The organism is Thioflexithrix psekupsensis (genome assembly GCF_002149925.1).
GTDB classification, from domain to species: Bacteria; Pseudomonadota; Gammaproteobacteria; order Beggiatoales; family Beggiatoaceae; genus Thioflexithrix; species Thioflexithrix psekupsensis.
The window spans coordinates 263030-277373 of record NZ_MSLT01000012.1 but is presented as its reverse complement, the minus strand read 5'-3'; the positions used below and the strand labels follow the sequence as shown (position 1 = coordinate 277373).

Annotated in this window: 9 protein-coding genes and 1 pseudogene; 7 read left to right on the top strand and 3 right to left on the bottom strand. The window is 43.1% G+C overall.

The genetic code is table 11. The annotated features are described in order from the left end of the window. Positions 1-79 precede the first annotated feature (79 nt). Genes TPSD3_RS06335 through fadD form a run of 3 tightly spaced genes read left to right on the top strand, consistent with a single transcriptional unit; the run spans position 80 to position 4308 of the window. Positions 80-1144: a phage tail protein gene (locus tag TPSD3_RS06335; RefSeq protein WP_086487739.1), complete on the top strand. Its 1065-nt coding sequence runs from the start codon at positions 80-82 to the stop codon at positions 1142-1144. A gap of 48 nt (positions 1145-1192) precedes the next feature. Beyond that, positions 1193-2605 carry a glutamate--tRNA ligase gene (gltX, locus tag TPSD3_RS06330; protein ID WP_086487738.1) on the top strand — a complete coding sequence of 471 codons (1413 nt, stop codon included), beginning with the start codon at positions 1193-1195 and terminating at the stop codon, positions 2603-2605. Between the two features lie 47 nt (positions 2606-2652). After that, positions 2653-4308, top strand: coding sequence for a long-chain-fatty-acid--CoA ligase FadD (gene fadD, locus TPSD3_RS06325; protein ID WP_086487737.1), 1656 nt, complete (start codon positions 2653-2655; stop codon positions 4306-4308). Between the two features lie 17 nt (positions 4309-4325). On the opposite strand, the gene TPSD3_RS06320 is transcribed toward fadD, so the two are convergent. Next, a complete protein-coding gene (locus tag TPSD3_RS06320; protein ID WP_086487736.1) occupies positions 4326-4964 on the bottom strand; it encodes an MBL fold metallo-hydrolase in 639 nt (212 codons plus the stop codon). Between the two features lie 164 nt (positions 4965-5128). Between TPSD3_RS06320 and TPSD3_RS06315 the strand changes: the two genes are divergently transcribed. From TPSD3_RS06315 to TPSD3_RS06300, 4 genes are all read left to right on the top strand, one after another. Further along, entirely contained in the window at positions 5129-7210 is a 2082-nt protein-coding gene (locus TPSD3_RS06315) for a glycosyltransferase (RefSeq protein ID WP_086487735.1), read from the top strand. A 337-nt stretch (positions 7211-7547) separates the two neighbouring features. Beyond that, on the top strand, positions 7548-9329 hold the full coding sequence (locus TPSD3_RS06310) for a hypothetical protein (protein WP_086487734.1): 1782 nt from the start codon (positions 7548-7550) through the stop codon (positions 9327-9329). A gap of 454 nt (positions 9330-9783) precedes the next feature. Then, positions 9784-11598, top strand: a complete 1815-nt coding sequence (locus tag TPSD3_RS06305) for an InlB B-repeat-containing protein (RefSeq protein ID WP_140048502.1) — start codon at positions 9784-9786, stop codon at positions 11596-11598. Positions 11599-11732: 134 nt separating this feature from the next. Beyond that, on the top strand, positions 11733-12440 hold the full coding sequence (locus TPSD3_RS06300; RefSeq protein ID WP_086487732.1) for a class I SAM-dependent methyltransferase: 708 nt from the start codon (positions 11733-11735) through the stop codon (positions 12438-12440). An 81-nt stretch (positions 12441-12521) separates the two neighbouring features. On the opposite strand, the gene TPSD3_RS06295 is transcribed toward TPSD3_RS06300, so the two are convergent. Beyond that, complete coding sequence (locus TPSD3_RS06295) at positions 12522-13037, bottom strand: dihydrofolate reductase (RefSeq protein ID WP_086487731.1); 516 nt, start codon at positions 13035-13037, stop codon at positions 12522-12524. 16 nt (positions 13038-13053) lie between these two features. Next, a pseudogene (locus tag TPSD3_RS06290) lies at positions 13054-14262 on the bottom strand (L-histidine N(alpha)-methyltransferase). Positions 14263-14344: the final 82 nt, after the last annotated feature.

Sequence of the window (14344 nt, the reverse complement as noted above, 5' to 3'; positions counted from 1 at the left end):
CGGTAAATTCGCAGGAAATTAGTGCAGTGTTAAAGCCGCATTAATTTCTTGTGCGGGTTTCACAATACAGGCTGCATTTATGGAATTTCCAGAATCTTTTCCTTCATCCACTATGGATTGGAAATTAATGATCCCGCTGCTGTTTATCTTGAGCGTTATTTGTTCAAGTGCGATCAGTTATTGGTTTTTTTCTACTGCGTTAGAAAATATGCAGCAACAACAGGATCAATTAAAACTGCAATTTGAACCCGTAAAAGTGCTATTAGACGCATTAGAAAATGACACTTTAACGGCGCAACAAGTGCATCAACAATTGGGACGAGTGCAAGAGCGGTTATTAGGAGAAATTCAAATTAGCCGCGTCAATGATACCTTATTAACGCAACAAATCGAAAACTTAAATAAATTAAACGATAAATTAATGGCTGATTTAAAAGCAGTATTGGCGCATAATGATGCCGTTACCGCGCAGTTAAATAACACCCACAGCATTATTAATGATTTAGTCAAATTAATAGATAATAAAAGCCAACTCATTGCCACGATGGCTCCGCCGGGGAGTGTGACAGCTTATGCGGGGATGATGGATGCGGAAACCCGTAAACATTTGGTGCAAGCGGGCTGGCTAGTGTGTGACGGAGCAAATTACAAAACTCAAGATTATCCCGCCCTTTATCAAGCCATTGGTACCGTTTACGGGGGGAATAGTAAAAAGGGTGAATTTAAAGTTCCTGATTTTCGCGGGGTATTTTTACGCGGTTTAGACTTGGGTCGTCAGATGGATGCCAAGCGACAATTGGGTCAATATCAAGGCGATATGAATCGCGGCCATTCGCATACGGCTGATATTCGTGCCGCGGGAGAACATGCTCATCTTGCCCGCACCGATGTGGCTGGGGAACATAATCATCGTTTACAAGCGCAAGGTTTTTGGTACACAATGAAAGACAAATTAGAACGTCGCTCGATGACGGGCGATGTCAATGATTTTCAAGAGTATTGGACAACCGACGCGGGCGCACACGGCCACAAAGTGACCATAGACGTGGCCGGATCACATCGCCATGAGCTTCGTATGGGTGACAGCGGTGGTGAAGAAAGCCGTCCTAAAAATTATCCGGTGACTTATTTAATTCGTTTTTAAGCTGTTTTTTACTGTTTCAATTCACTTTTTTTTGACCATAAAATCACCATGACTGTTAAAACTCGTTTCGCTCCCAGTCCCACAGGATATATGCACTTAGGTAATGCCAGAACGGCTTTATTTAATGCCTTATTTGCATGGCAAGAACAAGGCGTTTTTTTATTGCGCATTGAAGATACTGATCAAGAACGCAGCACGACTGAGTTTGCACAACAGTTAATGCAGGATTTACAGTGGTTAGGTTTATCGTGGCAAGAAGGGCCGAATGTCAATGAAATTAGCCCCCCTTATTATCAAGCGCAACGGGGTGAAATTTACGCCCGTTATTATCAGCAATTAATGGATAATGATCAGGCTTATCCATGTTTTTGTTCGGCGGCGGAATTGTCTTTATCGCGTAAATTGCAACGGGCTGCGGGACAGGCTCCGCGTTATGCGGGAACGTGTGCGCATTTAAGCCCCAGTGAAATTGAAGCGAAATTAGCCCAAGGTGTGCAGCCGACATTGCGGTTTCGCGTGCCGAAAAATGAGAAAATTATTTTTACGGACATGGTGCGCGGAGAACAGCAATTTATGAGTGATGATATTGGCGATTTTATTATTCGCCGCGCTGATGGTACGCCTGCTTTTTTCTTTTGCAACGCCATTGATGACGCATTAATGCAAGTCACTAAAGCCTTACGCGGAGAAGATCATTTGACCAATACGCCGCGTCAATTAATGATTTTATCGGCATTGAATTTACCCGCACCGCAATATGGTCATTTCTCATTAATTTTAGGTCACGATGGCGCGCCATTATCCAAACGCAATGGCAGCATGAGTATTAAAGAATTACGGGAAAAAGGCTGGTTGTCTTTAGCGGTAGTGAATTATTTGGCGCGATTAGGCCATTCTTATACGGAAGATACTTTATTATCTTTAGAAGAATTAGCCCGTCAAATTAATGATCAGCGTTTAGGTCATGCGCCTTCGCGTTTTGATCCGCAGCATTTAAAACATTGGCAACAATTAGCCTTGTCACAATTAGATGATGAACAATGGTGGCAATGGTTGACCCATAATATCACCTTAGAAATTCCTAGTGATTTATGTCATCTGTTTATTCATGCAGTTCGCCCCAATGTGTTATTTCCAGAAGATGCACAACAGTGGGCAGAAATGATTTTAACAGAAAATTTAGTGTGGAATGAAGAAGCCCATCTGGTCATTAAAGAAACGGACTCTGCATTTTTTAATCATGCCTTAATTGCGCTGCATAACAGTCAAGGCGATTATGCCAAATTGGTGGACGAATTAAAACAAACCAGCGGGTTAAAAGGGAAAAAATTATTTATGCCTTTGCGTGCCGCTTTAACGGGAGTGACGCATGGGCCTGAGATGGCTTATTTATTGCCGTTAATTGGCATTCATCGCGCTGAACAACGATTAAGTTCCGCTGCGGATCAAGACAGTCTTTAATTTTTCATCTCGCCTTATTAACAGTCACTCAATCGGGAGAATGAGCGATGGAAAAAATTTGGTTAAAATCTTACCCATCGGGTGTACCCGCAGAAATTAATCCTGACACTTATCATTCTGTTAAGGATTTATTTAATCAAAGTGTTAAAAAATTTCGTTATTTGCCTGCTTATAGTTGTTTAGATAAGACCATTACTTATGCGGAATTGGATGAATTAACGCATCATTTTGCAGCCTTTCTACAAAGTCATTTGCAATTAGAAAAAGGCACACGTATGGCGATTATGATGCCTAATGTGTTGCAATATCCTGTGGCTTTATTTGGGGCATTGCGGGCGGGAATGGTGATTGTCAATGTGAATCCTTTATATACGCCGCGTGAATTAGAACATCAATTAAATGATGCGGGTGTAGAAACCATTGTTATTTTAGCCCATTTTGCCCATACCTTAGAACAAGTCATTGCGCATACGGCTATTAAACATGTGATTGTGACGGAAGTGGGAGATTTATTAGGCTGGTTTAAAGGTAAATTGGTGAATTTCACACTTAAATATCTTAAAAAAGCGATTCCGCCTTATCAATTACCCCAAGCCATTACGTTTAATCGCGCCATTAATTTGGGTGCAAATGCGGATTATTTTCCGCCTTCTGTCACAGGGGATGATCTTGCTTTTTTACAATATACCGGTGGCACCACGGGCGTTTCTAAAGGCGCGATGTTGACACATCGCAATATGTTGGCTAATTTGCAGCAAGCCTCTGCATGGCTCAACGGCGTGGTGGAAGAGGGAAAAGAATTGGTCGTGACGGCATTACCGATGTACCATATTTTTGCTTTAACCGCAAATTGTCTGACTTTCTTAAAATTAGGCGCGCATAATTTATTAATCGTCAATCCACGAGATATGCAGGGTTTTATTAAAGAATTAGAAAAATATTCTTTTACGGCATTAACGGGAGTGAATACCTTATTTAACGGTTTACTTAATCAGCCTAATTTTGCCCAATTAGATTTTAGTTCGCTTAAAGTGACTTTAGGCGGCGGAATGCCCGTACAAAAGAAAGTGGCTGAACGTTGGCGTGAAATCACTAAAGTGCCTTTATTAGAAGCCTATGGCCTCACGGAATGTTCCCCCGCGGTGACCATTAATCCGCTTAATTTAATGAATTATAATGGTTCTATTGGTTTGCCGATTCCTTCGACCTTAATTGAGATTTTAGACGATGACGGTAAACCCGTCCCATTCGGGATGGCCGGGGAATTGGTGATTAAAGGGCCACAAGTGATGCGCGGTTATTGGCAGCGAGAGGAAGAAACGCGCCACGCCTTTACAGCCGATGGCTGGTTGCGCACGGGCGATATTGCTACTGTTGATGAGCAGGGTTTTGTGCGCATTGTGGATCGCAAAAAAGACATGATTTTAGTGTCTGGCTTTAATGTGTTTCCTAATGAAATTGAAGAAGTAGTGGCCGCACTAGAAGGCGTTGTAGAATCGGCGGCCATTGGCGTAGCAGATGAAAAATCGGGCGAAGCCATTAAGTTATTTGTGGTTAAAAAAGACCCGCGTTTAACACCCGAAGACATTATTGCCCATTGTCGTCAGCATTTGACCAGTTATAAAATTCCGCGTCAAATCGAATTTAGAGATGATTTACCTAAAAGTAATGTCGGTAAAATTTTGCGGCGGGCTTTGCGTTAATTGTCATTGTTACCCGATTAATTGCGATCTGAAACGTAAGGATTATAACGCCGTTCTTCACCAAAACTAGACATTTCTCCATGTCCCGGAATAAACTGCACATCGTCGCCTAATGGCCATAATTGTTCTTTGATAGAACGAATTAATGTTGCATAATCACCTTTAGGGAAATCAGTGCGTCCAATGGAGCCATTAAATAACACATCGCCCACTAAGGCTAATTTGTCCGCAGCATGAAAAAACACCACATGGCCGGGCGTGTGGCCGGGACAATGTAAAACTTGTAAAGTTTCTTTTCCAAATTCGATAATGTCCCCATGATTCAGCCATTGATCGGGAATAAAATTAGGGTGGTGAGGAAAACCAAATAATTTACATTGTTCTTCAATCTCGGCTAACCAAAATTTGTCGGCAATGTGTGGCCCTTTAATCGGAATATTCAGTTGTTTTGCTAGGGTAACGCTGGCACCCACATGATCTAAATGACCATGCGTTAATAAAATAGCCGCAGATTTTAATTGGTGGCGTTCGAGAAATTTTATAATTCGATCCGCTTCGCCACCCGGATCGACAATGACCGCTTCTTGCGTATTTTGACACCATAAAACAGTGCAGTTTTGGTAAAATGATGTCACAGGAATAATGGTATATTGCATGGTTGAAATAGCTATCTTAATCAATGTGGAATAAGCACCGGTTATTACTTCAATATTATCGCAAAACTAGGCAATGGTAAAATAAAATACATTTGCATTTCTGACTGTTTTTATCGCCCATTTGTCGAATTCTCAAAAACCCGTTTTTTTCTAAAGATACCCTCATGTCTTCTTTTTCTCCCAAAATCCACCCACAAGTGCAGTTACCGCACTATAAATTAGATCACGCTGGGGTCGAGTATCAGCCGCAATCCATTGATATTATTGTTTGCATTCATAATGCGCTGCCTGATGTGCAGCGGTGTCTGGCGAGTATTCGTGAACAGAGCAGTTTACCTTATCAATTGATTTTAGTTGACGATGGCAGTGGTGATGCGACCCGCGTTTATTTGGATGAATTATTGTCTGCACAGCCTGATATTTTACTGTTACGCAATGCCACTGCCAGAGGTTACACCTGCGCGGCGAATCAAGGTTTAGCGGTGAGTCACGGTGACGTGGTTATTTTGCTCAATAGTGATACAATAGTCACGCCTTTTTGGTTAGAGCGGTTATTGGCGTGTGCGCAATCGGATGCGCGAATTGGTTTGGTGGGACCGTTGAGCAATACCGCTTCTTGGCAGTCTATCCCTAAAATCGAAGAGCGCGGCGATTGGGCGAGTAATCCTCTGCCTTTAGACCTCACGCCCGCACAAATGGCTAACAGATTGGGCGCGACTGCGTTGCATTTGTATCCACGTTTGCCTTTTTTAAATGGCTTTTGTTTGTTGATTAAGCGAGCGGTGTTGTTGTCGGTGGGTTATTTTGATGAAGAACATTTTGCCCGCGGTTATGGTGAGGAGAATGATTACTGTTTGCGGGCGAGACAAGCGGGTTGGGAGTTGGCGGTGGCTGACGATGTTTACATTTATCACGCGCAATCCCGCAGTTATTCTCATGAAGCCCGTAAACAGTTGGCAGAAGCGGCCGGACAAACGCTAGTCGCCAAACATGGGCAGGAAATTATCGATCAAGGGGTGGCTTTTTGTCGAGAAAGTCGAGTTTTAGACAGTTTACGTTATCGCGCTCAACAGCTATTGACCCGTTGGGATTTTATCGCCCAAGCACAGTATCAATGGGCAGGAAAGCGGATGGTGTTTATTTTACCCGTGATGGAAGCGGGCGGCGGTGCGAATGTGGTCATCACGGAAATTCGCGCCTTGCGACGCATGGGAGTCGATGCGCAAATTTTGAATTTTGAACACCATCGCGTTGGTTTTGAGCGCAGTTATCCTGAATTAGACGTTCCCGTGATTTATTCTCCCACTGATTTTGGCATTCCTGATTTGTGTATGAATTTTGACGCGGTGATTGCGACGGCCAATAATTCAGTGTCTTGGATTGCGCCTTTAGCAAAACGCGCCAACGCGCCAATTTTAGGTTATTATATTCAGGACTTCGAGCCTTATTTTCATGTCGATAAAGCGGCACGACATCGTTGGTTTTGGCAGTCGGCATGGTTACGGCGGCGGTGGGCTTCTTACTATTTTCGTCGTCATCCTGATTTTCGTGCGGCTTGGTTGTCGTATTTGCAAATTCCTGATTTGGTTTGCTTTACCAAGACGGAATGGACGCGGCAGGAAGTTTTACGACAAGTAAAGCGAAATTGTCATGTTATTGGTGCGAGTTTTGATTTAGACTTGTTTTGTCCGCGTCGTGAGCGTTCAACGGATTCTCCGTTGGTTATCACGGCGATGGTGCGGCCTTCGAGTGTGCGCCGTGCCGCGTCGCGCACCATGCAGGTGTTGCGGGCGATTCAACACCGTTATGCTGATCACGTGCGTATTGTGATTTTTGGCGTAACGGATGAGGATTTAAAAGCAGTCGGCCTACCCCAAGATTTTGCGTATGAAAATTTGGGTATGTGTTCATCGGCACGGATTGCCGCGTTGTTTGGGGAAGCAGATATTTTTGTCGATTTCTCAACTTTTCAAGCGATGGGATTAACGGCAATGGAAGCCATGGCGTGCGGCATGGCAGTGATTGTGCCTCAGTTCGGTGGAACAGACAGTTTTGCGCGTCATGAAGAAAATGCACTGGTGATTGATACCACTTCGTACCAAAATTGTTATGATGCACTGGTGCAGTTGATCGAGTCGCCCCAACGGCGTGTGTCAATCATGACACAAGCCCACCAGCAAATCGTTCAGCATTCCCCTGAACGGTCGGCTTATGGGATGTTGCGCAGGTTGTTTGAAAAGAGTTGAGAGGTTTGGGAACAGTTATTGCTGGGACTCAGGCAAAGCGGGGTTTGTTGCTAAAATGCAACATTTTGTGTTCATCTGTGGTTTTTAAGAAAAATTGTTGCACTTACGTCCTAACCTTTGTATAGTAGTGGCCGGTCATTGTGTTGGTTTTTGTTTAGCATAGGTTCGCCGCTGGCTTGTGTGGCACAAGATCAACTCTATATTCTCATAAGGTTACTTGGGTTCGTATTTGTGGTCAACTTGTGTAGCAAACGCAAATTTTGTATACTTTTTTTCATGCCCAATAGCGATTAACAGCAAACTATTTTATCCATACTTGTTAAGGAGTGGAAATTTAATGAAGAACTTGAAGAAAAAACTTCTGCCTTCCGTAATGGCAGCAGCATTGGCGACTGGAGTAGGATTCAGCACTGGTGCGCAAGCCATCCATTTGGCTGAGGACGGAATTGGTCAGGTTTTAATGGGACCATTCTACATGGCCAATTATATGAGTACTGGCTATGACACCCACTTGACAGTTGTGAATACTCGCACTGACGTTGCTGTAAAAGCAAAAGTGGTTTTGAGAAGTGCCACGAATTCTACTGAAGTATTAGACTTTATTCTGTACTTAACCCCCGGTGACGTGTGGCGCGGCAGAATCTATCAAGATGGTTTCTACACCGCAACTGATCCCGAAGTAGTAAGAAATTCAGCTTTATTGGGTAAACCCAAAGTTGTTTTATATTCAAACGATGATTCTATCAAGAGTCCAGTAGTTTCTGGCGAAACTTATCCAACGATCTGCTCTTCGGGTTGTACCTATAGTTCACCCGATGGCGCACGTGCAACTTTCGGTTCCATTAAGCCTGTCAAAGTGAATCTGTTTACAGATCGCATCATCAATGGTTTGAATGCAGGCACTGAAACGCTGCAAATGGGTCACATTGAGGTGATCGGTGTGTATGGCGTTAAAGGAGTTGTCCGCGTTAGCACAACTGAAACTGTTGTGGTTGAGCGTACTATGTCTAAGTTTAACTTAGCCAAAATTCTTGACACCTCCCGCGAAAGATTAAACGAGTTAAACGGCCGTGAAGTTATTGCGGTTACCCGTGACGAAGCAGGCAACTTAATTGACGAAAATGGTGCTTTGTATCCTAACGTTAATTCAGGTAACATCCGTACTAGCGATCCAACTTGGGTTCGTTTAACGGGTGATGTGACGCTGCGCATTGGTGATGTGGACAGAATGGGCTATCCTTTCTACGCTCTGGCAGGTGAAGTGTGGGATAACGTTCCCGGTGGTGACACCATTCGCTACACCACAGGGGCTGAAAACAATGGTTTTGGTGCTATACGTCCTGGGTTCTTACGTGAACCGGAAGTGGTATCCCCATTCTTAGGCTTCTACGGTACGGCGACACGTCCTTACTTGTTTGATGGACGCGTGTTATCTAACCCCAATTTTGACGCGGTCGGTGGTTTGAATGCTCCTGAAACTGCTGTTGGCTTCCAATTCGGTTATGATTTAGTACGTGGTACAGAGATCGATAACCTGTTGGAAATTGAACATGCGTTGGCCTTGAGAAACGTTTACGGTTCTTATGAGAACACCGATGTTGAAAAAACATCTGTTGTTGTGACGTTCCCTACTCGTTACCGTCACCGTGTCAACGTGAATGCAGCTAACTTGGCAGTTAATGAGTTCAACAACCCTTGTGCTATTCCGATTGATGGTGAAGGCACGACCGTTGCAACAGAACGTGTTTACAGTCCGCCTTTCCGTTGGTCTGGTTTGATCTCTCCCTCGATTTCTTCTTATGACAATTCTGAGAACTTAGTCGTGACTAATGAGGGAACCGTGTTTTCAGGTGGAGCGTTACCGGAGCGCACTTTCATCAACTTGGTGGAGGTCAACTACGTTTCTGCACCTTGGGAGTTCAACTCTGGCTGGTTTGATATGTCATTCAACCCGATCAGTGGTATGAAGAACGACGGTTATGTTCCTGGCTGTAACTACAATGGGGTTCCTGCGTTAGCGATGTCTCATAAATTCTTCGCATTGACCAGTGGTATTGGTAGCTCGCTGTTGACCCCGCTGGCGCACAATCCAGACGTGGTTAACCGTCCTTGGCCATAACAGAAACCTATTGTTGATCGGTATTAGTTTAATCGGTCTCCTGTAGTTCGTAAAACGCTCCAAATTAAATTTGGGGCGTTTTTTATTTTGTTTATTGCAGACATCTTCAAGGACAGATTTTTTTATTCGCTCGTCCTTACCCATAATTGCATTAATCACATAGCCTTATCAAAACAGAGTACTAAAAATCTTTGTACCGGCCCATCTCATGCTTGTGTTTGATCAAAAATGGTCTAGTCTATAGGCAACTGTTCAGCCAGTTTTCTCGTTGGGACTCTGTGCTGCTTCACGTTTGACGGGCTGTTATTTGCTTTTCAGGTAACAACCATGACTATACTGCTCTTAAAAAAAATCCCTCTAATCTGAAATTGGGATATTTGTTACTGGTATTAAAGGATTTTCCATGATGAAGATTTTTAAATGTCTTATTAGACCTATGCTGGCTTTTTATCTATTGCTGCTGATAGCACCTTATGCGTCAGCACGGCTTCTGAGTTACGTCGAGTATGATTTCTTACCCGCAGAAAATTATACGGTAGCTCCAGAAAACACCACATTACATACACTACGGGTTTCTTATTCCTCCAGAACGCCGGGAAGTGCTGGTGTTCCCGTATCTAGTTTGGGAACAGGAAATGTAATGCGATTACGGATTTTCATGCCACCTGGTACGGATGCTATTACCATTTCAGGTGAATCTGGGGACTGGCAGGGGATTGCGGGCAGCGGTGGAGGCTTTGCGGAAGGAACTTATCCCGTGATGAACGGTTTTGCAGATGATCTGCCGTTTTGTAGCCAAAATCCCACTTCTGCCACACCCACTCCTTGTGGTGCAGGACAATTCATCTATCCCAATCAACTGGAAGCAGCGACAGGTGGACTCAATAAAAAGATATTTGGTGGCGTTGTACCTAATCCCATCACAACTCCTCGCTATTTTTACTTTATTGTTTATCAACAACCAAACGCATTAGGCTCATTTCGCTTTACCAGTCTTTCTATTTCCATGTCGATTGCGAATATCTCTCTTTACAATCAATGGTGGCAAAATAAAAATGGCGGAGGCTCAACACCTACAAATCCCACAGAACCTGTTCCTCCCACGGACAATTCCGTTACACTCAGTGTCACAGAACCTGCCAACGGTACATTAAGAACGGTTGATTCTAAGATTGATTGCAGTGCGGCATCAAAAGTTTGTGCCTCTCAGTACGTCGCTGGAACAACAGTAACGTTGAATGCGCTGGCAAATTCAGGGTATCAATTTGCTGGATGGACAGGTGGTTGTAGCAACTACGGCAGTGCTAATTACATCTTGACAATACTACTTCAAACGTCGCTGACCTGTGGTGCAAACTTTACCCAAATCACCACATCTGAACCTACCACTCCAACGGAGCCAACAGTTCCAACAACTCCCCAGCCCCCTGTCGTAACGGATACTTATCAAAGTATGCTATCGGTTTCTCCTATTGAATTGAAATTGGGCGATCAGACAGCGACTCCGGTGACTTCGGCTGAACTTTCCTTTTACGGTAACGTGGTGCGGAATGTATCCACAGAGACATTGGCATTAAAACGCATCAATTTATTGGAGAGTAATGATATTGTTAATCTTAGCGTTAAGATTAAACCCAATCCGCTACACAGTTTGATTGATCTTGTTGTTGTCTCCAGTTGGGGAGATTCTGGCGATCCGATGCGTAAAGTGTTTGAAAAAGTAGATTCGCAAGACTTTTTTGGTTTTTCGCAAACGGGCTGGTCGCAATGGGAAAGTATTTCTTCAGATCGGCTCAAAGGGTTAAAAGCCTATAAGAGTGCATTGGCTATTGATAATGGCCGTAGCTTTTTGGTTGATTTAGGAAATGGACTTATGCAGGCTCCTCTTGGTTTGGCGGCTAAAGGGCGCACTGTCGCTTTTTATGCGGGTTATCGCTATCTTGACCGTTTGACAGGGGCGATACACTTGGTTGTTAATGAATATCCTCTGATATTCCAACTGCCAGATGCTCCTGTTCCGACTTTGTTACAAGTAGGCGTTAATACCTGCGCTTATAGCGCAAAAGAAGGATCGTGTGATTATGTCCGTGCTTGTCGGGTGGAACCAGAGGAGTTTATGACTGTCAATCGGGTAGAGTTCGGTCCCGATATGGTAACGTGTCAACTCTACGCCAATCAGGCCGGGGACGCGACTCTTTATATTACTGATAATAAGGGTAATGAATCCAGTTATAAAATACGTGCTGAAGGCGAATTGGCACCTGAATAGCCGAGTTTACCTGCTGCATTAATAATAGTATAATACATAAGGCAATATCACTCTAAACTATTAGGGAGGTATTGCCCTCTTTCTTTTTATTCTCACTAAAGCTCATTTATTTCTTTATTTAGTAAGGGAACACCATGCTAGACAAAACCCTAAACGCACTAAAAGCCTACACTCCGCCTGAAGGTTGGGGGGGGCATATTTTTCTATTGCCTGAGCAGGCGATGCGGGATATTTACCACTTTATTTTAGATAATAAACTAACAAGTTGTATTGAATTAGGAACGGGATTTGGTGCGACGAGCTGTGTGATTCTTTCCGCGCTGGAAAAACAACAGGCAGGAAAATTACTGACGTTAGACAAAGCCATTCATCAACCAGTTAATGTTAATGTATTGCGTGAGCATGCGGGTTTGCCCGGCGAACGCTTGCACGCGGTGGGAGATGTGTTGGGATACAATTGGTATCTTGCTGAATTACTGCAACAACAGCGCACCGCACAAGGCTATGAACCGTTGTTTGATTTTTGCCTGTTGGATGGCGCGCACGAATGGGAGCCAGATGCGCTGGCTTTTCACCTGATCGCGCCGTTGATGAAGCCAAATAGTTGGATTTTAATTGATGATTTAAACTTCAATTTGCGCATGATCCCTAATTGGCGCGAAAGCCACGGCAGTCATACTGATAAAGAACTTGACGCATTCCAGATGAAAATGGTTTACGACCTTGTCGTGACACAACACCCTGATTTTACTGATTTTAAAATCACACACGACGATCGAATTGGCTGGGCGAGAAAGAAACCTGCCCCTTCTTTCTGGAAAAAATGGATGGGCTGCTCTTAAAGATTTTTTATTTAACCCTCATTTGTCCAATAAATAAAGTAATTACTAAAAATTAATTTTATTCATTTTGGAAATTGGGGGTTAAACATTCCCCACCCGCCGCCATTCCTGAAAAGAATAAGGATAAGGGTTTAATTCATCTGCTTGATGCGCTTTGGACTCAACCAATTGCCATTCTTTTTTATCCCAATAAGGAAAATAAGCATCGCCTGTCAATTCGGCTTGAATTTCGGTCACATATAAAGTGTGCAAATAAGGCAACGTGGCTTGATAAAGTTGCGCACCACCAATGATCATCATTTCGGGATAATTGGCGGCAAAAGTAGAAAGATGCGCTAATTCCCGTATTAAAGTCACCCGCGAATCCAGAGATTCTGAGCGTAAAGTACGACTTAATACAATGTGAATGCGTTCTGGTAAAACTCGCCCAATCGATTGCCACGTGTTTTTCCCCATCACAATGGGTTTCTGCCACGTTAATTCCCGAAAATGCTTTAAATCGGCAGGCAAACGCCATGGCAAGCCATTCTCTTTACCAATTAGCTGATTTTTATCGTAAGCAACAATCGCACTTAATCGTTCAATTCCAGCCCACATTCCCTTCCCCCTTCTTTTACGTTTTGACCGAAAATAAATTTAAACTATACCAGCGTTTCTCATCCGTCCATTGTCCTTTCCAATCTAAATTGGCTGAAGCGGCTAATTGCACAATGGCGGGTTCATCATATTTATAACTGGTGTGAATTAAAATGCGTTCATTTTTCGCAAAAGTAACGGATAAATTCAGCGCGTGAATAGCCACCATTTGATCCACTGTACTTTTCAAAAACAACTCCACACAACCCTTTTCTACTGAATAAGCTGCGTCATAAACAAATTGTGCTAAATTAAAATCGGCCTGTAATTGCGCATTAATACGACGCAAGGCGTTTTTAGCCAATTCCCCACTGTAATAATAAATGGGTTTAGTGTTATCTGTACCATAAGCCGCGTTAATAATATCGGGCGATTTTTTCAAATCAAGCCCTAATAAAAAATGGTCATTCGCACCTAATAATGGCACAATTTGTTCGCGTAAAAATGTCGCCGCTTCAACATAATCAAAATGCCCTAAATCAGAACCTAACCAAATCACCAATTTAGATGATTTAACTTCATGCTGCAAAAATTCTAAACCATCGTGATAATCCGCCGCCACACTGAATAATTGCAAATTCGGATATTTTTGTTTTAAACGCCCTGCTTGTTCTTATAAAAAATCCCCTGCAATATCAATAGGCGCGAATAACACCGAAGGATAATGTGCCAATAAAGCCTCAATTAAAATCTCAGTTTTTACCGCACTGCCACTGCCCAATTCTACTAATGCCGTATCTGAAAAACAATAACGATCAATATGTTGAGCAAAATCTCTTAATAACTCCGTCTCAATACGGGTTAAATAATACTCAGATTTTTGCGTGATTTGGGTGAATAACTCTGAACCAGTCACATCATAAACATACTTTACAGGAATAGATTTATGAATAGCCATTAATCCCGCTTTAATATCGGCGGCAAAACTATCGTCAATCTTCTCATGAAGAAGATTAATAAAGCTCAATTCGGCCACTCCTTTCTTATCCGAGAAATTTCCTTGATAAGAGGGATAATCAGACAAATATTGATACGCCACATTTTTAAAATAATTTTTCTTAAATAACGGTTGAGCCGCTTCGACAAAAGCACTTAATCGCTGCACAATCGCCACCACATAACAGCCATTGCTTGTTTTTACGCGATAACGCGGATGAGTGGTGTCAGGATGGTCGAAATTAGTCATTAAATCATGCGGCTTTAATGTCTCATTTAATGCTTTTGTGCCTGCCATTAAAGCCTCTGGCGTAATGCTGTCTTTATTGCAC